The sequence below is a fragment of the Saccharopolyspora sp. 7B genome (genome assembly GCF_020177435.1).
In the GTDB taxonomy this organism is placed as follows: domain Bacteria; phylum Actinomycetota; class Actinomycetes; order Mycobacteriales; family Pseudonocardiaceae; genus Saccharopolyspora_C; species Saccharopolyspora_C gregorii.
Window position 1 is genome coordinate 1 of record NZ_JAIUKC010000182.1, and the last position, 20,229, is coordinate 20,229.

The window sequence follows — 20,229 nt, forward strand, 5'->3', positions numbered from 1 at the left end:
CCCCACCGCCCGCCCGGCACGGCCGTCGACGGAGAGCACCACCACCCCGGCCCGTCCCGGCCCGGACGAGGTCACCGCTCCGGAGCGGCACGCCACCGCCCGCCAGGACGCGGACGGCGGGGAGCGCCCCGCTCCGGCCGCCCCGCGGGACGGACGCCCGTCGGAGCTCACCGATCTCCAGGTGGCGTTGGTGCGCAAGAGGATGCGCGAACTCACCGAGCGGCCGATCTCGGAAGAGGAGGTCCGGGCGGCGTACCGGGAGTGGCTGCCGCTGCGACGACCGGTGCTGAACTCGGACCGGCTCGCCTACGAGCTGTCCCACTACGCCGTCTCGGGCGAGCTCCCGGGCCTGCGCGGCGGCGGGATGGGCTTGGAGGGCGAGCTGCACAACATCGGCATCTCGCTGCCCCGCGGCTACACCACGAACGACTTCGAAACGATCGTGGACGCCCCGGAGTTCTCGATCGTGCTGGACGACGGCCACAGCGGCCCGGTGCTGGAGATCGTCAGCAAGCCGTTCGCGGTGGTGGACGGCGACCTGGGCCGGCCATCGGCGGAGCAGGTGCACCGGGCGGTCCAGGACGCGGTGCGCAGGCTGCGGAACGCGCGGGACCGGACGCGGCTGGAGCGGGTCTTCGACGACGACCGCTTCGACGTCGACCCGGACGCGGGCGAGTTCCCGATCCGCAAGTACAGCCAGCACAACCAGGACGAGATCTACGCGCACTACTCGGCGGGTGTGCCGCTGGCGGGCCTGCCCCGGTTCATGCGCTACATCAGCGACTCGATGCGCACCGGCGGGTTCAACAGCGCGGCGCGGCAGCAGCTGCGGGACGGCATGAGCCTGGCCCGCCGGATCAGCGACGAAGCGGCCGAGGCGAACGGGTTCTCCCGGTTCGAGCGCAAGGAGCTCGAAGGGTTCCTCGCCCTCACCTACACGCAGTTCGCGGCCATCGCCGAACGGCACTACGCGGGCACCGGCATGGGGAAGAACTACGCGGCCCTCAACTCCCGGGTCGAGATCTGGGAAGCCCGGCGCGCCCTGAGCCAGGACGTCCGGCGGTACCTGGACGGCGCGTCGCGCGACCTGGCGGCCCGGTTCGCGGGGAACTTCCGCAGCGGGGTGGTCAACGCGAATCCGGGCGTGGCCCTGCTGCAGGAGCGGGTACCGCCGCGGGTGCGGAACGCGCGCTCGTCCGGGCGGACGCTGGGCGACTACCTCGACGGGGCGTTCTCGTCCCGCCCGGCGCACCGCGTCAGCCAGTACGACGCGCTGGTCATCCGGACCACGATGGGCATGGACCACAACTACTCCGGCGGCGTCCCCCTGCTCGACCCGCCCGCGCTGGTCGCGGAACTGCGGGTGCAGGGCAGCTCGCGCGAGTCACCGAACGGGCTGCAGCGGACCGCCGAGGACATCGCGCGTCACGTGCGGTCCAGCTACCGGGAGGCGCAGGAGCTCCGGCAGGAGGGCGCGGCCGGCAACAGCCCCACCGGCAGCGGCGGGCCCGACGGTGGACCGCCCGACTACGGCGGTGGCTACGGCGGTGGCTACGGCAGCGGTTACGGCGATGGCTACAGCACTCCCGCGCCGCCGCCGAGCGGGGACAGCTACGGCTTCGGCGCGTACAGCGGCCGGTACGTCGGGCAGGACTACTACAGCGCACCGGCACCGCAGCCGAGCACCTACAGCCAGGCCCCCATCACCACGCCGTCCTACCAGGAACCCGTCCACACGAGCTCGCACCGCCGCCACCGCCGCCGGCACCGAGACCGGGACTACTACTACGAAGAGACCCCGACCACCTACCCGAGTTCCTCGCACACCGTGTACGAATCCAGCTACGGGCAACCCGCGATCGCGCCGAACCCGTACCGGAACACGGGAAGCTCCGATTATTACGGCAGCCAGGGCTACTACAGCCAGTACCCGTCGGCTCCGGCCCGCCCCGAGAACGAACCGGGCGGCACCGGCCCGCTCTCCCGGGACGACCGGTCCCCGTTCGCGGTGGACCCGCGCGAGTGGGAGAACTTCCGCAGCTCGATCCCGGGCGTGGAGCGCGGACGCACCGCCGGTATCCACCACGCGGAGCTGGCGGCCTTCCGCGATCCCGACGTGGACCTGCGCTCCGCGCTCGACGACGTGGCGGCGCGCCGGGCCGAACCGCGCGCACCCGTGCTCGACTCCCGGTTCCAAGTGCGCCGGATGAACCACGACGGCGACCAGGTCGCCGAGGTGACGTTGCGGGTGGCGCTGTCCGCCGGGCGGGATGCCACCCCGGGTGATCTCGCCGCGGCGTGGTCCTCGGCGGTCGACGGCATCCACGACGTGGTGAACCGGCCGGGCGCGAAGTTCCGCACCGGCCCCGTCGGGGACCGGCTCTTCGTCCGGCTGGAGCAGGTGGAGCCGGGCCGGGACGCGGACGTGTCCGTGGTCGTCGGCGAGGGCCACCGCGGGCTGAGCAACGCGCGGCAGTGGCGTTCCGACATCAGGCCGCGGGAAGCCGCGCACGAGCTCATGCACGCGCTGGGCATTCCGGACGAGCACAACGCCGGCCACGGCCCGCAGGTGCAGCTCGACGTCCCGGGCTCGCTGATGGGCGACTTCTACTCCCCCGCGGAACGCGGCACCACCGCGGAAGGGCTGTCCGAGGGCGGACTGCGCCCGCGCTACCTGGACCTGCTGGGCGCCGCCATCGGCGACGACGTCCCCACCACCACGTTCCGGAACGACCTCCCGGACCCGGCACCCGGCAGCACGCCGGACGCCCCGCCGCCGAACCGGGGCGAGGGATCGTCCGGGCCGAACCGGGACGACGACGCACCCGCGTCGAACCGGGGCGATCGATCGTCCCGGCCGAACCGCGACGACGACGCACCCGCACCGAACCGAGGCGACGAGTCACCCGCGCGGCGCCCGGACGACGAGGACGAACTCGCACCGCAGCCCTCCGCGCCTCGACGTCGACCGGCCCCGGCACCGGTGATGCTGCAAGGGCGCTACCGGCGCGAAGACGGCACCACGGTCACCGTCGAATTCACCCCGAACGCCGTCGAAAGCCGCATCCTGGGCGACGCGGACGGCCGCCCGATCGGCGTCTGCTTCCCCACCCTGGGCGGCGACGCGGACATGTTCCGATCGTTCACCCGGAACTTCAACGGCCGGGTGACGCGCACGCTCCCCGGGGAGATGAGCCTCGTCCCCGGCCCCGCCAACCGGGACGGCTCCCAGGTGCGGCCACCGTGGCAGCGGGACGCCGACCGGCGCGGCCGCCCGCGCACGCCCACCTTCATCTTCATCCACACGAACAACGACCGATACGGCGTCACCATCCCCATCGACGGCATCAGCACCGTGATCAGCGTCAGCCAGGAGACCGTCGCCTACCTGCTGGACAAGAACCCCGAATTCCAATACATCATGGAGCGCAACGAGAAATCACCGCTGGTGTTCGCGGCCTGCGACGCCGGGAACGCGGAGAACTCCGTCCGCATCGTCAGCGGACTGCGCTCGGGGTACTCCGCCGGGCACGACCTGAGCCGGCGCTACGACAACTCCCTCTACTTCGGGTACAACGAGGTCGCGGTCACCCGGACCGGCTACATCGGCGTCGCCGAGAACGGCGGCTGGCTGCGCTACGACCGCGGCTCGACGACACCGCGGATGGATGCCGACACGATCTACACCCCGCAGCAGGTGAGCGCCATCAACCGGAACGAGTCGGCGGCGAACGTTCCGGCCGACAACACGCGGACCACGCTCGACGACTACGGCAACAACTACGGCAACAACGCGGTCGGCAGCGGCTACGGCCGCGACTACGTGGGCAGCACCACCCGGCAGGTGCCGATCCCCGCGGTCGACCCCGGCTGGGACTGGTCCGGGCCGCCGCAGCCCAGTTCGAGCCAGGACTACTACAGCACGACGACGACCTATCCCCCCGCGTCGTCCCACCAGAGCTCGTACGACCGGGGCGGCAGCCAGAACTACTCCTACCCCTACACCTACGACACCTCCGGGGCGAGCACCTCCACGGCACCGCCCCCGGACCCGTACAACTCCACCTACGGCCTCCCGGCCATCGAACCGAACCCGTACCGGGAACAAGCCCCGTACGACGGCTACGACTCCTACGGCCGCGGCTACTACCGCAGCCGCCGTTGACGGCGGCCCACCGCTCGGCGATCGGCGGCGATCGCCGGCCCGGCCGGATTCGGCGGGCCGGAGCGGGAACTCGTCGTGCGCCCGCCCGCGGCTCAGCGGTGGCGGACGGCGCGGACCAGCGCCGCGGTGTCGTGCCGACGCACACCAGGACGAGGGTGATCGCCGGGATGGCGACCAGCCGCGGGTCCTGGATCGCGGTCAGGCCGGTCGCCCCGATCATGAGTGGCACTTGGCAGGCGGAGGCGGAGGCGAGCCCGCACGGACGCGGCACGCTCGAGCCCGATTTTCCCGCCCATGGCGCAGACCACCCGCCGCGGGCCGAGCCGGTGGAGCGGCGCGCGGCCGGACTCGGCCGGTGCGGCGGAGGACGCCGAGCGCGCGGCGGCAGTCGGATCAGGCGGCCGGGCGCTGTGCTGCCAGGCGGCTGCTGATCCGCCGCTGGAGCTCCCCGAGCCGCTCGGCGTCCCCGCGGATCCCGGCGTGCGGGAGCAGCTCACCGGTGCCGTACCGCGGGATCACGTGGAAGTGCAGGTGGAAGACGGTCTGTCCCGCGGCCGCCTCGTTGAACTGGACGATCTGCACGCCCGCGGGACGGAGCTCGTCGGTGACGGCACGGGCGACGCGCTGCACCACGTGCACGACCGCGGTGAGCTGCTCGGGGGTCACGTCGAGCAGGGTCCGCGGCTCGCCGCTCTTCGGCACGACCAGCACGTGCCCCGGCGATTGGGGGAACACGTCGAGGAAGGCGAGCACGTCGTCGTCCTCGTGCACGACGTGCGCGGGCCCCTCACCCCGGATGATCTTCGCGAAGGGGTTCTCGGGATCGTAGTTCTCGGTCACTGGCAAGGCCTTCTCGTTTCGCAGCACGGAGTGCGGCGCCGGGTCCGCGGTTCGGCGCCGCCATCGGAAACCGTGCCGCGGCGGCATGCTCAAGCCGGGGAGGACCTGCGCATGGCCGGCACCCGCGGCACGGCGGGCCCGTGACGCCGCCGGGCCCGGCGAGGACGCGGGCCGCCGCACTGCGGTCGTGCCACCGCCGCATACACTCGGGCATCGGCGAGATCAGGAAGAAACCCGGGCAGGCACGGTCGCGCGACACGGTCGACGTGCTGGTGGAAGCCGCCGCGCAGATGTTCTCCCGCGAAGGCACCGCCACGACCACCAACCGGATCGCCGACCGGGCGGGGGTGTCGATCGGCACGCTGTACCGGTACTTCTCCGACAAGGAGGCGCTGCTGGCGGCGGTCGCGGAACGCCACGTCGCCGACGTCGCCCGGAACGCGGGCGCGGTGCTCGACCGGTTGCGCGCCGAGGCACCGCCGTTCGACGAGACCATCCGCGCGCTGCTCGACGCCGTCGTCCACGAGCACCGGACCCACCAGCGGCTGCACGCGGTCCTGCACCGGCTGCTGCCCCGCACGGCACGCGACCTCGCGGTGGTGCGAGCGGTGGAGCAGCACGTCGTCGACGAGGTCGCGTTCCACCTGGAGCGCTGCGACCGCGGTGCCGACGCCGAGCTGACGGCCCGGACGATCGTCACCGCGGTCGACGCGCACCTGCACCGGGTGATGGCGGAGCGCGGGTTCAGCGTCGACCGGCTGGCCGGGCTCGTCACCGCGCTGGCGCCACCTCGCTGACGGTGGCCAGCACTTCCGCGCGGAGCCGGCCGATGCCGGGCTCCTCGACCGGGAGGTGCCCGCAGTTCTCCAGCAGGACGACCTTCGTGGGCGCCGAGATGCGCCGCAGGAAGGACGTGCTCACCTCGACGGGCGTCCAGCCATCGGCGCCGGGCGCCACCAGCGTGACGGGCGCGGCGGTGAACGAAGCCGGGTCGGCGTGCTCGTGGGCCAGGAAGCTCGACACGAACCCGAGGGGCACCCGGGCACCGCCGCCACGCGGATCTGCGGCGCACAGCCGCGCCAGGGCGGGATCCGAACTCACGGCGGGCAGGTCCGCCACCCAGCGGATCGGCACCCGCGCGCGGCCCAGGACCGGGTCGACCGCGCGCAACAGCCGCGGGGCGAGCCCGCTCAGCCACGACCACCGCACACCGGCCGCGCGCGCCACCGGGTCGGCGGGGTCGAGCAGGCACGTCGCCAGCACCGCGGCGACCTCGCCGGTGCGGGCCGCGACCTCGTAGGCGAGCATCCCGCCCATGCTGGCCCCGAGCAGGACCAGCGGCCGCGGGTCGGCGGCGCGCTCGGCGCGCACCAGCTCGCACAACAGCTCGACCCAGTCGCCGTAGCGGACGGCCGCCGGGTCGGGGGTCTCGGTGCGCCCGTACAGCGGCAGGTCCGGAGCCAGCACCTCGACGCCGTCCTGCGCCGCGACGGCCAGCGCGGGCCACAGCGACTCGCCGTACCCGCCGACACCGTGGATCACCAGCACGCGGGCCGCGGAGTCCGGACGGGCGGCGCGTGCCACGTGCACGCGGGTGTCGCGCCACCGCCACCAGGTGCGGTCGGGTTCGACGAGCGCCGCGGTGTGCGCGGCGGGAACGAAAGCGGCGTAGTCGTGCAGGTTCATGCCACCAGCCTGAGATCATCCCGAACGCCGCACAACTCGCGTTCCCGCCCAGCCTGACCTGCAACGCCGCCGGAATGCTCAGGTTTTTCGAGCGCACGATCGGGAACGGACCCGACGCGTCCCCGCCGAAGGAAGATCACCGGGGAGGACCGGGGAAGGACGTCGTGCGCGGTACCGGGATCGGACGGCCGCTCCGCCGAAGCTCGCCCGGTCCGCGCCGCCACCCGCACGCGGCCGGACCGGCGACCACCGCCCGGAGGTCAGTCCTGGCGGGTCGCGGTGGCCGGCGGGGTTCTGCTGGCACGCCACGACGGCAGGAGGCCGGCCGCTCCGGCGACCGCCACGAGTCCGGCGCAGGCCGCCAGCAGCGCCAGGACCGGTATCGCCAGCGACGCCTCCGGAACCAGCGCGGTGATCAGCAACGTGCCCAGCGCGATCCCGTGCGGCGCCCCGAAGACGACACCGAGCAGCCCGTACAGCGCGGACTCACCGACCCGGACGCCCAGCAGCCCGCCGCGGGACAGGCCCACCGCGCGGAGCATGCCGCTCTCCCGGCCGCGCTCGACGACCGACAGGCTCGCGGTGGTGCCGACGCCGACCAGGGCGACGAACACGGTCAGCGCGATCAGCGCCAACGCGCTGCCGGTGAGCTGCCCGACCAGGTCGGACTCCTTCGCGCGGAAGTCGTCGAGCACGCTGACCTCCAGCTCCGGCCCGGTGCTCCCGTGCGCGGCGACCGCGGACTGCGCCGCCGCCAGGCCCCCGCGGGCGGCGTCGAGCACGACGCCGGTCGGAGCCGGGTCGTCGCCGAGGGCGTCGAGGTCGGACGGGTGCGCCAGCACCAGCGAGCCGCCGAGGCTCGACCCGACGACCACCGCCGCGACCCGCACCTCCCGGTCGCCGAGCCCGGCGGAATCGCCCGCGGCGAGCCGGGTCTTGCTCGCGAAGGCGTCCGACACGACGATCGTGCCGGGTTCCGCGTCGTGCAGGGACCCGTCGGCGGCGGTGCTCCCGACCGAGCCGGACAGCCGGGTGATCGGCAGGTCCGACACCTCCAAGCTCGTCGGCCCGCTCGGCAGCTCCAGCCGCAGCCGAGGAGCGCGGAACGGGACGACCGAGCGCAACGCGGGATCGGCCGCCAACGTCGCGGGCAGGTCGGCGGGCAGCACCTCCCCTTCCGGTGCGCGCACCTCGATGTCGGCGGGGTACTGCGCGGCCGAGCTCGCCTCGCTGTAATCGCGCAAGGTGCCGCCGGCGGTGAGCGCCGCGAGGAGCAGCGTCGCGGCCAACGCCACCACCGAGGACACCGACGCCGCGCGACGCGGCATCCCGCCCGCGCTGCGCACCGCCAACGTCGCGACCGGACCGAACCGCCGCAGCAACCGGTGCGCACCGGCGAGCACCGGTCGGGCCAGCGCCGGCGCGAACGCCAGGTATGCGCAGAAGCACGCGGCGACGGCCAGCACGCCGTACAGCATGAGATCTTCGGTGCTCCCGTTCGGGCGGTAGCGCGACAGCAGCCCGCTGGACACGGCGAGCACCACCAGCAGCACCGCCGCGGCCAGCAGCGCGGCACCGAGCGCGGTCCGGAGCGCGGTCCTGGCCGCGCGCTCGCTCGCCCGCGTCGTCGACCGCAGCGCTTCCAGCGGGGACGCCCGTGCCGCGTCCCGGGCCGGGGCCAGCACGGCGAGCACCACCGCGAGCACGACGCCCACCACCACCGAACCCAGCACCAGCGGCGAGGGGGTCACCGCCGAGACCGGCGCGACCAGCGGCACGAGCAGCCCGGCTCCGACGGCCAGCAGCGTCCCGGCGCCTCCCGCGAGCAGGCCGGTGAGCGCGCCCTCGGCGACCAGCGCCCGGCGCAGCCCGCCTCTCGTGGCGCCCAACGCGCGCAGCATCGCGAGGTGCCGGGTGCGCTGCGCGAACACGATCCGGAAGGCGGACACCGCGACCATGGTCGACGCGAGCGACGCCACCAGCACGAACGCGCCGAGCACCGCCGAGACCTTGTCGACCGTTTCCAGGCTTTCGCTCAACTCGGCCTGTCGCGCGTTCTCCGCGGACTGCACGGCCAACGTCGTGGGCTGGGCGCTGCGCTGGATCGTGGGCAGGTCGCCGGTGAGATCAACGCGGGCCAGCTCCGCACCGGTGCGGGCGAGCACTTCCCGGTCCGGGGCGTAGAGCGCGAGCCCGTCCGCGGACGGGGAGTCCACCAGCGCGGTCACGGTGAGCGGCTGCGGTGGGCCACCGTCCGGGTCCGCGAACTCGACCTCGTCGCCGACGCGCAGGTCGAGCCGTTCGGCGGCGCGGGCGGACGCAGCCACTTCCCCCGGTGAACGCGGATACGCGCCCTCGTCCACCTGGACCCGGCTCAGCGGCCCCGCTCCGGGATCGGCGGTGAGATCGACCTCCACGGCTCCGACCAGGCCCGATCCGCTCACCCGGCCGGTCGATCCGGTCACGCCCGCCAGTCCCTCCGCCCGATCCAGCTCGGCGGGCCCGAACCCGGACGGGGAGCGCACGACCGCCGACGCCCCCTCCGGGATCGACGTCAGATCATCGGTGATCGTGCGCAGCGCCATGTCCCGGCCGAGCAGCGTGGCGGTGATGAAGAAGGCGGCCACGGCGATCGTGACGCCGCACAGCAGCAGTCGCACGGGAGCGCGCCGGACGGTGCGCAGGTGCGGGACGACGGCGCTCATCGGATCTCCCCCAGCAGCCGCATGGCCTCCGCGATCCGCGCGGGGTCCGGCTTGGCGAGCGTGTCGACGAGCCGCCCGTCCGCGACCAGCACGACACCGTCGGCGTACGAAGCGGCCACCGGGTCGTGGGTGACCATCACGACGGTCTGCCCGAGTTCGCGCACCGACGTCCGCAGCAGTTCCAGGATCTCGCCGCTCGACCGCGTGTCCAGGTTCCCGGTGGGTTCGTCGGCGAAGATCACCTCAGGCCGGGTGAGCAGCGCCCGGCCCAACGCCACCCGTTGCTGCTGCCCGCCGGACATCTCCGCGGGACGGTGCCCCAACCGGCCCGACAGCCCCAGCCGCTCGGCGAGCTCGCGGACCGCGCCGCGTTCCGGCCTGCGCCCGGCGAGCTGCACCGGCAGCACGATGTTCTCCTCCGCGGTGAGCTCGGGAAGCAGGTTGTACTGCTGGAAGACGAACCCGATCCGTTCCCGCCGGATTCGGGTGAGCTCGTCGTCGCCCAACGTGGCCAGGTCGACGCCACCGATCAGCGCGCTCCCGCCGGTCGGGGTGTCCAGGCCCGCCGCGCACTGCAGCAACGTCGACTTCCCGGAGCCCGACGGCCCCATCACCGCGGTGAAGCTCCTGGCGGGGAACCGGACGGACAGCCCGTCCAGCGCGCGGACCTCCGCAGGGCCGGTGCCGTAGGTCTTGACGAGGTCGACCGCTTCGACGGCGTAGGACGCGCCGGGACGCGCGGCGTCGGCGGGTCGGCTGTGTTGGTTCATGTCTCGAACCCTGCCGAGTCGCGGGTGCGGTCCACCTCCGTCCGCCGACCGGTTCGCCGGCGGAGAACTCTGCCTTTCGGCTGATCCCGGCGGCTGACCCCGCTTGTCTAGGGTCGGCGCATGGTGTTCCCCGGCAAGCCCGCATGGCAGTCGTTGCTCTGGCTGTTCGGCATCCTCGTGACGACGCCCGTGACGATGCTGCTGGAGTACGTGATCTTCGAGGGCTTCGACGGCACGCGGTGGCCGCCGGCCGTGATGTTCACCGGCGGGTCGGTGGCCGCGGTGGTCCTGCTGATCGCGCCGCGGCTCGGACCTCGTGCGCTGCCCGCGGCCGCCATCGGCGCCGCCGTGATCTCGGCGGCCGTGTACTACCCCGCTTACGACGCCAGGGGCTGGCCGGAACGCCCCGACCTCGGGTTGCTGCTGCTCACGCCGACCGCGGCGCTGCTGATCCTGCTCGGGCTCGTGGTGTGGCGGGCGGAGAAGCGCTGGGCGATCGCCACCGGGGTGGTCGTGTCCGCGGTCGTCGTGGCCCAGCCCGCGATCGGGCGCGGCCGGTTGACCGAGGTGGTGATCGGATTCCTCCTGGTGTGCTGCGTGACGCTGTCCTGCACGATCGGCCTGGCCGCCCGGCTGGCCCGCCGGGCGCGGCAGCGCCAGATCGAGCACGAACGGCTGATCCAGCGCACCGACTTCGCCCGCGACCTGCACGACTTCGTCGGCCACCACGTGACGGGAATGGTGGTGCAGGCGCGCGGCGCGCAGGCGATCGCGAAGCGGTCGCCGCAGCAGGCGCTGGACGCGCTGGACAGCATCGCCGAGGCCGGCGCCGAGGCGATGGAATCGCTGCACCGCATGGTCGGGCTGCTGCGCGCCGACGACGGCGGGACCACCGCGCCGCCGATCACCATCGACGAGATCTCCACCATGGTCGAGCGGTTCAACCGCGGGCCGGGACCGGAGGCGCGGCTCCGGTTGCCCGACTCCACCGACGGCATCCCCGCCGACGTCGGCACCACCGCGCACCGGGTCGCCCTGGAAGGGCTCACGAACGTCCGCAAGCACGGCCGGAACGTGACGACGGTGCGGATCGACGTGGAACGCGCCGAATCCGAGCTGGTGGTGCGCGTCGGCGACGACGGCGAGGTCGGCAAGATCTCCGGCAGCGGATTCGGTCTGCGAGGCCTGCGCGACCGCGTCGCCGAAGTCGGCGGCGAGTTCGAGGACGGGCCCGCCCCGACGGGCGGCTGGGTCCTCGCAGCCCGCATGCCGCTGCCGTCGAACGGAGGTACCGCGTGACCATCAGAGTGCTCATCGCCGACGACCAGGCGATGATCCGCACCGGCTTCGAAATGATCTTGGGTGCCGAGGACGACATGGAGGTGGTCGGCACGGCGTCCGACGGCGTGGAAGCGCTGGAGATGGTCGCGCTGCACCGGCCGGACGTGGTGCTGATGGACATCCGGATGCCCCGGCTGGACGGTCTGGACGCCTTGCAGCGGATCAACGCCACGGGCGCGGTGGACCCGCCGAAGGTCGTGGTCGTCACCACCTTCGAGGACGACGAGTACGTGCACCGCGCGCTCAACGGCGGCGCCAGCGGCTTCCTGCTCAAGACCGCCAGCTCCGCGTTGCTGCTCGAAGGCGTGCGCGCGGCGGCCTCGGGTGAAGCGCTGGTCAGCCCCGCGATCACGGTGAAGCTGCTGCGCAACCACTCCCCCGCCGAACCCCGCGCGAACCGGCCGAACCCGCTGTCGGCCCGCGAGGGGGAGGTCGCCCAGCTGGTCGCCACCGGCGCCACCAACGCCGAGATCTCCGAGCAGCTGTTCCTGTCCCTCGGCACCGTCAAGACCCACCTGTCGAGCATCCAGTCCAAATTGGACCTCCGGAACCGGGTGGAGATCGCCGCGTGGGTCTGGCAGTCGCAAGGGGTAGGCCGATAGTCATAGGGATTCCCGCGCGAACCGGTCGTCCGACCGATCCGCGACCGAGCGGGTGGCCAATAGCGTTTGGTCTCGGAAGATCGAACGCCGTTGTGCGAAGGAGCTCAATCCCCATGAAGCGTGCACTCGTGTTGGCCGTGCCGGCACTCGCCCTCGTCGGCCTCACCGCGTGCGGCGGTCCGCCGGAGCAGACCGCCTACGAGGTGACGCTGGAGGTCGCGGGTCCCGCCGGGGCGACCGGCACCGTCCAGAAGTCCACTTCGGACTCGCAGGAGCAGCCTCCGGTGCAGTTCAGCGTCCCGCACAAGGACACGTGGGTTCCGATGGGCGGTCCGGCGAAGGTCGTCGTCACGCCGGACTCCCCCGATTCGGCCCTCACCTGCAAGGTGCTGGTCGAAGGCGAGGAGCGGGTGACCGAGACCGGGAAGCCCGGCCGGCCGGTCACCTGCGCGCTGACCATCGACGGCCCGGCCTGAGGCTCCGGCCTGCCGATCGTGGGCCGGTTCGCACACCGTGCCGGCGTCGCCCTCGGCTTCGATCGACCAGCAGTGAACATCCATTTTCTCGGAGGCGGCCATTCGCCGCCGCCTTCGGGATGCCCACTCGGAAAGGAACTTCCATGAGCATCCGCAAAACCATCACGGCCCTGGCACTGTGCGCGGCCGGCATGTCCGTCGCAGGCGCAGGCACCGCACTCGCCGAAGAAGTCGTCGGCGAATACCCCACCGCCCAAGCCTGCTCCGACAAACTCCAAGAACTCGCCGACCACGGCGACCCCGGCCCGCTGTTCTGCGCGCCCGTGACCGACGACCAGAACGGCCCGAACAACCTCATCCGCGACTGACCCCACCACCTGGTTCCCCCGCCGACTTCGGCGGGGGAACCGGTGTTCTCGGGCCGATCCCGCATCATCCGCGCGAGAAGACGCCGGACGACCCCGATCACCGCACCGCCCGGCGCTCGCAGATGCAGGAGTTCGACGACCGGCACCCGGCGGCCGTGCTCCGGTTCCGGTGGCACCGCTGTGATTCGGGCCGGTGCATCCGTAGACGTGCGCCGAGTAGACGAGCTTGCCTGTTTTCGCCAGCCCGGGTGCCAGTTCGCGCACCGGTTCCAGCGTCGGCCGTTCGTGTCGAAGGCGAGGAGCGGGTGAGCGAGGCCGGGCAGCCCGGCCGGCCGGTCACCTGCGCGCTGACCATCGACGGCCCGGCCTGAGGCTCCGGCCCGCCGCTCGGCCGGTCCGCGCACCGTCCGCACTCCGAGGCCAGAACACCGGCCGGACGATCGGGTCGCCGTGGTCGGGGCCGCCCCGGCGATCGCCCGCCGGGGCGTCGGGCGAGCCGAGATCAACCGCTCCCGACCTGCCCCGAACAGCAGTCGGCCCCATCGACGAAGATCGCCGATGGGGCCGTCACCTGCTTGAACGCTGGTGCGCGATACTGGGTTCGAACCAGTGACCTCTACCGTGTCAAGGTAGCGCTCTCCCGCTGAGCTAAACGCGCTTGCTGTTGTGGTGCCAGCCTAGCGGACGGGAGATCACGCCCGCTCGGCGACCCCCGCCGCGCGCCTGCCGTCGAACCGCCCCGGCGGACCTGGTCGGTGTCCCGTCAGCGGCGAAGCCGCTGAGCGGAAGACCACCCACGCAGCCGGACCACCCGCGGGTTCTCAGCGGTTCCCCCGCGAGGACAGCGTTTTCGCCTGTGGCGGAGCCACCGGTGAAAACGATCCCGCAGCGGGGGAACCGCTGAGGTTCCGCCACCCCAGCACTACGCAGCAGCAGCGGGGGCAGGCGAGAAATCAGACCTCGCGTTCGAAGGTGATCAGGAGTCCTTCTACTCCGCCGGGCCCCAGCCGCCCCTTCACGTCGGCGCCGGTGATGGTCTTCATCCGCCAGCCGTCCGCGGCGTGCTCGTTGAGGACGCCTTCGAGCTTGTCGCCGGACATCTTGCCGCCGAGCCACTTCTCCCGGAGCTCCACGACCTTGTACTGGTACGGCATCCGTTCCTCCTCCGCATCGGGTGCTGCGGTGATCTCATCACGGGGCCGCTCCGGAACGCGAAAACGCCACTCCCACCCCGGGAAGCGGGGCGAGGGTGGCGCGTTCAGCGGATGCCTTCAGGCGAAGATCAGCGGTCGGCCATCTTCTTCTGCAGGTTCTCGTCCAGCGAGGCCAGGAACTCCTCGGTGGTCTGGTAGCCCTGGTCGCCGCCGACGAGCAGCGCCAGGTCCTTGGTCATCTTGCCGCTCTCGACGGTCTCGACGACGACCTGCTCCAGCGCCTGGGCGAAACCGGTGACCTCCGGGGTGGAGTCCAGCCGGCCGCGCTGCTCCAGGCCGCGGGTCCAGGCGAAGATCGACGCGATCGGGTTGGTCGACGTCGGCTTGCCCTGCTGGTGCTGGCGGTAGTGGCGGGTGACCGTGCCGTGCGCGGCCTCCGCCTCGACCTTGCCGTCCTCGGTCATCAGGACCGAGGTCATCAGGCCCAGCGAGCCGAAGCCCTGCGCCACGGTGTCGGACTGCACGTCACCGTCGTAGTTCTTGCACGCCCAGACGTAGCCGCCCTCCCACTTCATGGCCGTGGCGACCATGTCGTCGATGAGGCGGTGCTCGTAGGTCAGGCCCTTGGCGTCGAAGGCCTCCTTGAACTCGTTCTCGAAGACCTCTTCGAAGACGTCCTTGAAGACGCCGTCGTAGGCCTTGAGGATCGTGTTCTTGGTGGACATGTACACCGGGTACTCGCGCTCCAGCCCGTAGCGGAAGGACGCGCGGGCGAACTCCTCGATGGAGCGCTTGTAGTTGTACATGGCCATGGCCACGCCGCCGTCGGTCGGGAACTGCGCGACCTCCTGCTGGATCGGCTCGGAGCCGTCCGCGGGCGTGTAGGTGATGGTGACCGTGCCGGGGCCGGGGACCTTGAAGTCCGTGGCCTTGTACTGGTCGCCGTGCGCGTGGCGGCCGATGATGATCGGCTTGGTCCACGTGGGCACGTAGCGCGGGATGTTCGAGATCACGATGGGCTCGCGGAAGATGACGCCACCGAGGATGTTGCGGATGGTCCCGTTCGGGCTCCGCCACATCTTCTTCAGGCCGAACTCCTCCACTCGGGCCTCGTCCGGCGTGATCGTGGCGCACTTGACGCCTACGCCGTGCTGGGCGATGGCCTTCGCGGCGTCCACCGTCACCTGGTCGTCGGTGGCGTCCCGGTGCTCGATGCCCAGGTCGTAGTAATCGAGGTTCACGTCCAGATACGGGTGGATCAGCTTGTCCTTGATGAAGGACCAGATGATCCGGGTCATCTCGTCGCCGTCGAGCTCGGCGATCGTTCCCTGGACCTTGATCTTGCTCATGTGGCGGGGTGCTCCTCTCGCGAGAATGCAAGCGGTACAAGCGTACTGCTATCGGTATCGATTGTGCCCCGGCCCCGGCTCCCGCGACACCGCCCTGAGACGAAAACGCCCACCCGGCCACTCGCCGCGAGATCACCTTCTAGGCTCGCGGAGGCCACGATCACGGGGAGGCGGCTTTGTCGACGGGACCCACACACGCCATGAGCGGACTGGCCGCGTGGGCGGCAGTGACCGCGCTCGCCGACCAGCACCTCATCGGCCAGCTGTCCCCGAAGACGTGGGTCGTCGGCGCCACGCTCGCGTCCGGTGCCGCACTACTACCCGACATCGACCACCCCAAATCCACCGTGGCCAGCACCTTCGGCGCGCTGTCCCGGGGCGTGTCCGCGATGTTCAGCGGGTTCAGCGGGTTCATGTACCGGCTCACCCGCACCAAGCACGACAGCGACCGGGAGGGCACGCACCGCGGGTTCACCCACACCGTCGTGTTCGCGGTGCTGGCCGGGCTGGTCACCACCGCCATCGTGCAGAGCACCAGCTCGATCGCGATCGGCGTGCTCATGTTCACCTTCGCCGGGCTCGCCGTGCGCGGCATCATGCACACCTGGAACCCGCGGCGGGACGCGCTGCTCATCGCGGTGGCCTCGCTGGCGCTGACCGCGGCCTGCTGGGCGTGGACCGGCGACCAGCCCACGGAGGCGGCGGCGCTCGGCGTCGCGGTGATCCTCGGCTGCGTCATGCACTTCCTCGGCGACGCCATCACCGAGCAGGGCTGCCCGATGCTGTGGCCGATCCCGCTGGACGGCCAGACCTGGTACGCGGTGGCGCCGCCGAAGGCGATGCGGATGCGCACCGGCGGCAAGGTGGAGATGGTGCTGGTCGGCCCCGCCCTGACGATCGTCGCCGTGGTGCTGGGCGCGGTGGTGCTCTACCGCGTCGGCGCCGCCCCGTGGATCGCGACGCTGGACCTGCCGCCCGAGGTCATGCGGTGGCTGACGCCGCGCCCCTGACCGCCGATCACCCGCTCCGGCGCGGCGGGGCGCCTCGCTGCGCCGACCGCGTGGAGTGACGCACAACGCCCACCACGGCACGAGTCGCTCGATAAGGTGATGAGCAGGTGGCGCGCGGGCGCCGACGAACCCTCGGGGGAGATCGATGCGAGCCGGTCGGCAGCTCATGGTCGCGGCGGCGCTGGTGCTGCCGGTGCTCGCCGGGTGCGGGCAGCTCCAGGAAGGCCGGGACCGCCTGGACCAGGCCCAGCAGGGGCTGGACAAGGCCACCGCCTGCGTGGACGCGCTCGAAGCCGCCGGCTACACCCCGAACCTCGCCGACGTGGAGCAGGCGCAGGACGACGCCCGCACCAAGGCCGACGAGATCAGCGCGCTCGCCCAGCGCGTCGGCGACCGGACCCTGCAGGACCGGCTGCTCGACGTCCAAGCCTCCCTGGACCAGGTCGCCACCGGCCAGATCACGCTGCAGAACGGCCTCAACTGGTCGCAGCAGCACCTGGAGAAGACCGCCGCCGTGGCCGACACCTGCGCCGACGTCACCGGCTGATCGCGCAGGTCAGCGGACTGCGAACCGCCCCTCCCCACCCCTAGCCTGGATGCGGAGGTGAGCGTGATGAGAGCAGCCATCGGCGATCAACTGCACGTGCACAGCCGGACGGTGGAGGAGACCGACCGCACCGGGCTGATCCTGGAGGTGCGCGGCACGGCGGGTGCCCCGCCGTACCTCGTGCGGTTCGACGACGGGCACGAACGGCTCGTCTACCCGGGACCCGACTGCATCGTCGAGCCGCGGCGCGCGCAGGAGGCCTGACCGCGGACGGGTGCCGCCCGGCACCGGGCGGCACCTACCAGGGTTCGGCGAGCAGCGCGTCGAGCTCCGCGCGGAACAGCAGCTCCGGGTCGATGCCGGTCCCGGCGAACTGGCCCTGCACCTCCAGGCTCAGCACCCCGTGCAAGCGGGTCCAGGCCACCGCGCCGCGCCGCAGCGCCGCGGGCGGCAGCTCCTCCCCCGACCGCTTCGCGCGCAGCGCGATCAGCTGCTCGTCCAGCTCGGTGCGCGGCGGCGGGTCGGCGGGTACCAGCTCCGCGAACAGCGCCTGCAGCGCGCGCAGGGCGCGGTCGGCGAGCTCGTAGGTCTCCTCCGGCGCGGCGTATCCCGGCACCGGCGTGCCGTAGAGCAGCAGGTAGCGGTGCGGCTGCGCCAGCGCCCACCGCCGCCATTCCAGCGCCACCTCCCGCACCCGCCGGGCCGGCGCCTTCCTGCGGTGCCGTTCGGCGGCCCCTTCCACCGCCTCCGCCACGTCCCGGTAGGCGTCGACGATCAGCGCGCTCAGCAGCGCGTCCCGGTTCTCGAAGTAGCGGTAGAGCGCGGGGCCGGTGATGCCCATGCGCTTGGCGATGGCGTTCACCGAGATGCCCGCCGGGCCCGATTCGGCGAGCTGCTCCAGCGCCACCTGCTTGGCCTCGGCGCGGGTCTGGTCGCGGTAGCGCTCGCGGGGGCTGCGCTGGGGTGCGGACATGCGGTGCGGACCTCCCTGTTGACAGCGCGATGGTAACAGGGGCACTCTTTCGTTAGAAGCTCTCACGTTCGTTACGTAGTCTCACCCCTGGAGGTTCGACCATGACCACCACCGCGATCACCGGCCGCGAACTCGTGCTCACCGGGCTCGGCGCCCCGCAGGACGTGCTCACCAGCAGGGAGACCGAGCACGCGGCGCCCGGCGCAGGCCGCGTGCTGGTCCGCGTCGAAGCGGCCGGGCTCTCCTTCGCCGAAGTGCAGATGCTCGGCGGCCGCTACCCGATGCAGCCCGCGTTCCCCTTCGTGCCCGGCTACGACCTCGTCGGCGAGGTCGTCGCCACCGGACCCGGCGTCACCACCTGCCGGCCCGGGCAGCGCGTCGCCGCGATGACCCGCACCGGCGCCTGGGCCGAGCACGTCGAGCTCGCCGCCGAACTCGCGGTGGTGCTGCCCGCGCAGGTACCCGCCGACGAAGCGGTCGCGCTGGTCACCAACGGCGTCACCGCCTGGCAGCTGCTGCACCGCAGCGCCCGCGTCCCGCGCGGCGGCACCGTGCTGGTGCACGGCGCGGGCGGCGGCGTCGGCAGCACCTTGCTGCAGCTGTGCCGGCTCGCGGGCGTGCGCGCCATCGGCACCGCCTCCGGGCACCGGCACGAGCGGCTGGCCGGGCTCGGCGCCGAACTCGTCGACCACCGCACCGAGGACGTCGGCCGCCGCGTCCGGGAGCTCGCACCGTCCGGAGTGGACGCCGTGTTCGACCCGCTCGGCCCGGACAGCCTCACCCGCTCCTGGGAACTCCTCGCCCCCGGCGGGCGGCTGATCAGCTACGGCAGCGCGGGCACCCTCGACGACGCGGGCTCGTGGTGGAAGCCGTACGCGGACGTCGCCCTGCGCATCGCCCGCTGGGAGGCGCTGCGGCTGCTCGGCCGGGCCGGCGGGCGGCGCGCCCGGATGTACTACGTGCGGGCCGACGGCCGGTACCGCGACGACCTCGCCGGGCTGCTCCGGATGCTCGCCGACGGCGAACTGCACCCGTTGATCTCGCACCGGCTCCCGCTGCGGGACGCCGCCCGAGCCCTCGACCTGCACCGATCGGGGAAGTCCACCGGGAAGATCGTGCTGCTGCCCTGAGGCCGGGCCTGCCGCCGCGGCGGTGCGGATCACGAAAAGGCGGCAGGTTCACCGACCGCCCGGCGCCCCTGATTAGGGTGGGCGCGGCGTGACGTCCGGTGAGGAGGCGGTGACGAGTTGCACGACGACCAGGCCACCGAGACCCCTGCCGACCTCTCGGAGCTGCTCGCCAGAGCCTCCGGCGTCGCGCCCTCCGTCCCGCTGCCCGACGGCGAACTGCTCACCGAGCAGTCCACCCGCGCCAACGGGGACGAGCCGCCGCTGTGCTGGATCAGCTTCGACCGGCCGGCGCCGCGGCTGCTGGGGGCGCTGCGCGCCGACCACCGGCGCACCGGGCTGTGGCCGCTGCTGCTGTGCGACGACACCGAGACCTACGGCAGCCGGTGCACCGTCGGCGTCGTGCCCCCGGAGCCGCTGGAGCACATCGACCTGTGGCGAGCCGAGGACGTGATGCTGCGGATCTGGGAGGGGCTGTGCCGGGCCGACGACGACCTCGGCCCCGCCTACGACATGGATTCGCTGGCGCCGTTCGACGCGAACTGCCCGGAGCTGGCGCCCGCCGGGAACCTGCTGGCCGACCCGGACATCCTCGCCAACCAGCAGGCCACCCGGTTCGTCGACGACGAGACGCGGCTCGGGCTGGTGCCGGTGCGGCGCGGGTCCGACGTGCTCACCGTGCTCGGCTGGTCCGGGGCGGCGAACCACGTGTCCCGCACCGCGGGCATGTCGGCGCTGCTGCGCAGCTGGGAGGACCGGTTCGGGGCGCGGCTGCTGCGGCTCGGGCCGGACCGGCTGGACGTGAGCGTCGCGGCCCCGCCGCAGGACCCGGCGCACGCCACGTCGGTCGCCGCGGAGCACTGGGCGTTCTGCCCGGACCGGGTCCTGCAGGACGCCGGCAGCATCGCCTCCTACGCCCGCGAGATCCGCGCCCGCCGCACCTGGTCCTTCTGGTGGGAATGAGCGAGCTCGCCCCGGCTTCGCCGTTCTTCCCGTCAGCGGCGAAGCCGCTGAGCAGCTGACCACAAGAGCAACCGGACCACCCGCGGGTTCTCAGCGGGATTCTCGCGAGGACAGCTTTTCCCTCGTGGCGGAGCCACTCGGGAAAAAGATCCC

Annotated in this window: 18 protein-coding genes, 1 tRNA gene and 2 pseudogenes; 12 read left to right on the forward strand and 9 right to left on the reverse strand. The window is 72.6% G+C overall.

What is annotated here, in order from left to right; all coding sequences use genetic code 11:
* A pseudogene (locus tag LCD33_RS24585) lies at window positions 1-4,165 on the forward strand (hypothetical protein); the annotation flags it as partial.
* A gap of 393 nt (window positions 4,166-4,558) precedes the next feature.
* On the opposite strand, the gene LCD33_RS24590 reads toward LCD33_RS24585, so the two are convergent.
* Window positions 4,559-5,005 (reverse strand): HIT family protein, encoded by a 447-nt coding sequence (locus tag LCD33_RS24590; RefSeq protein WP_224957910.1) that lies wholly within the window; start codon window positions 5,003-5,005, stop codon window positions 4,559-4,561.
* A gap of 266 nt (window positions 5,006-5,271) precedes the next feature.
* Here LCD33_RS24590 and LCD33_RS24595 point away from each other — a divergent pair, with 266 nt between their 5' ends.
* Window positions 5,272-5,802 carry a TetR/AcrR family transcriptional regulator gene (locus LCD33_RS24595; protein ID WP_224957911.1) on the forward strand — a complete coding sequence of 177 codons (531 nt, stop codon included), beginning with the start codon at window positions 5,272-5,274 and terminating at the stop codon, window positions 5,800-5,802.
* On the opposite strand, the gene LCD33_RS24600 is transcribed toward LCD33_RS24595, so the two are convergent.
* The 3 genes from LCD33_RS24600 to LCD33_RS24610 all read right to left on the reverse strand — a co-directional run bounded on the left by LCD33_RS24600 (window position 5,777) and on the right by LCD33_RS24610 (window position 10,166).
* Entirely contained in the window at window positions 5,777-6,691 is a 915-nt protein-coding gene (locus LCD33_RS24600) for an alpha/beta hydrolase (RefSeq protein WP_224957912.1), read from the reverse strand. The genes LCD33_RS24595 and LCD33_RS24600 overlap by 26 nt on opposite strands.
* 260 nt (window positions 6,692-6,951) lie before the next feature.
* Window positions 6,952-9,396: an FtsX-like permease family protein gene (locus LCD33_RS24605; protein WP_224978341.1), complete on the reverse strand. Its 2,445-nt coding sequence runs from the start codon at window positions 9,394-9,396 to the stop codon at window positions 6,952-6,954.
* Window positions 9,393-10,166: an ABC transporter ATP-binding protein gene (locus tag LCD33_RS24610; RefSeq protein ID WP_224957914.1), complete on the reverse strand. Its 774-nt coding sequence runs from the start codon at window positions 10,164-10,166 to the stop codon at window positions 9,393-9,395. The genes LCD33_RS24605 and LCD33_RS24610 overlap by 4 nt, the downstream gene beginning before the upstream one ends.
* Before the next feature lie 120 nt (window positions 10,167-10,286).
* Here LCD33_RS24610 and LCD33_RS24615 point away from each other — a divergent pair, with 120 nt between their 5' ends.
* The 4 genes from LCD33_RS24615 to LCD33_RS24630 all read left to right on the forward strand — a co-directional run bounded on the left by LCD33_RS24615 (window position 10,287) and on the right by LCD33_RS24630 (window position 12,953).
* The gene (locus LCD33_RS24615) at window positions 10,287-11,465 is read left to right on the forward strand and encodes a sensor histidine kinase (protein WP_224957915.1); all 1,179 of its coding nucleotides are present in this window, start codon (window positions 10,287-10,289) and stop codon (window positions 11,463-11,465) included.
* Window positions 11,462-12,109 (forward strand): response regulator transcription factor, encoded by a 648-nt coding sequence (locus LCD33_RS24620; RefSeq protein WP_224957916.1) that lies wholly within the window; start codon window positions 11,462-11,464, stop codon window positions 12,107-12,109. Before LCD33_RS24615 ends, LCD33_RS24620 begins: the two co-directional genes overlap by 4 nt.
* A gap of 113 nt (window positions 12,110-12,222) precedes the next feature.
* Window positions 12,223-12,585, forward strand: coding sequence for a hypothetical protein (locus LCD33_RS24625; RefSeq protein WP_224957917.1), 363 nt, complete (start codon window positions 12,223-12,225; stop codon window positions 12,583-12,585).
* A 143-nt stretch (window positions 12,586-12,728) separates the two neighbouring features.
* Window positions 12,729-12,953: a hypothetical protein gene (locus tag LCD33_RS24630; RefSeq protein ID WP_224967911.1), complete on the forward strand. Its 225-nt coding sequence runs from the start codon at window positions 12,729-12,731 to the stop codon at window positions 12,951-12,953.
* A 583-nt stretch (window positions 12,954-13,536) separates the two neighbouring features.
* Here the strand turns inward: LCD33_RS24630 and LCD33_RS24635 are convergent.
* The 3 genes from LCD33_RS24635 to LCD33_RS24645 form a co-directional block, all read right to left on the reverse strand.
* Window positions 13,537-13,611 (reverse strand) — tRNA-Val (locus tag LCD33_RS24635).
* Between the two features lie 295 nt (window positions 13,612-13,906).
* Window positions 13,907-14,107, reverse strand: a complete 201-nt coding sequence (locus LCD33_RS24640) for a DUF4177 domain-containing protein (RefSeq protein ID WP_224957924.1) — start codon at window positions 14,105-14,107, stop codon at window positions 13,907-13,909.
* Window positions 14,108-14,235: 128 nt separating this feature from the next.
* Window positions 14,236-15,456, reverse strand: a complete 1,221-nt coding sequence (locus LCD33_RS24645; protein WP_224957925.1) for an NADP-dependent isocitrate dehydrogenase — start codon at window positions 15,454-15,456, stop codon at window positions 14,236-14,238.
* Window positions 15,457-15,632: 176 nt separating this feature from the next.
* Between LCD33_RS24645 and LCD33_RS24650 the strand changes: the two genes are divergently transcribed.
* The 3 genes from LCD33_RS24650 (at window position 15,633) to LCD33_RS24660 (ending at window position 17,277) form a co-directional block, all read left to right on the forward strand.
* Entirely contained in the window at window positions 15,633-16,466 is an 834-nt protein-coding gene (locus LCD33_RS24650; protein ID WP_224957927.1) for a metal-dependent hydrolase, read from the forward strand.
* A gap of 145 nt (window positions 16,467-16,611) precedes the next feature.
* Window positions 16,612-17,013, forward strand: coding sequence for a hypothetical protein (locus tag LCD33_RS24655; RefSeq protein ID WP_224957928.1), 402 nt, complete (start codon window positions 16,612-16,614; stop codon window positions 17,011-17,013).
* Window positions 17,014-17,079: 66 nt separating this feature from the next.
* On the forward strand, window positions 17,080-17,277 hold the full coding sequence (locus tag LCD33_RS24660) for a DUF1918 domain-containing protein (RefSeq protein WP_184482931.1): 198 nt from the start codon (window positions 17,080-17,082) through the stop codon (window positions 17,275-17,277).
* A gap of 34 nt (window positions 17,278-17,311) precedes the next feature.
* Here the strand turns inward: LCD33_RS24660 and LCD33_RS24665 are convergent, their stop codons facing one another.
* The gene (locus LCD33_RS24665; protein WP_224957929.1) at window positions 17,312-17,986 is read right to left on the reverse strand and encodes a TetR/AcrR family transcriptional regulator; all 675 of its coding nucleotides are present in this window, start codon (window positions 17,984-17,986) and stop codon (window positions 17,312-17,314) included.
* A gap of 101 nt (window positions 17,987-18,087) precedes the next feature.
* Between LCD33_RS24665 and LCD33_RS29675 the strand changes: the two are divergent.
* Window positions 18,088-18,411 (forward strand): annotated as a pseudogene (locus LCD33_RS29675) (alcohol dehydrogenase catalytic domain-containing protein); the annotation flags it as partial.
* Here the strand turns inward: LCD33_RS29675 and LCD33_RS29680 are convergent.
* On the reverse strand, window positions 18,297-18,536 hold the full coding sequence (locus tag LCD33_RS29680) for a hypothetical protein (protein ID WP_374108118.1): 240 nt from the start codon (window positions 18,534-18,536) through the stop codon (window positions 18,297-18,299). The pseudogene LCD33_RS29675 and the gene LCD33_RS29680 overlap by 115 nt on opposite strands.
* On the opposite strand from LCD33_RS29680, the gene LCD33_RS29075 reads away from it, so the two are divergent.
* Window positions 18,430-19,116: a zinc-binding dehydrogenase gene (locus tag LCD33_RS29075; protein ID WP_374108119.1), complete on the forward strand. Its 687-nt coding sequence runs from the start codon at window positions 18,430-18,432 to the stop codon at window positions 19,114-19,116. The two genes, LCD33_RS29680 and LCD33_RS29075, sit on opposite strands and share 107 nt — an antisense overlap.
* 117 nt (window positions 19,117-19,233) lie before the next feature.
* Entirely contained in the window at window positions 19,234-20,076 is an 843-nt protein-coding gene (locus LCD33_RS24685; protein WP_224957930.1) for a DUF4253 domain-containing protein, read from the forward strand.
* Window positions 20,077-20,229 lie beyond the last annotated feature (153 nt).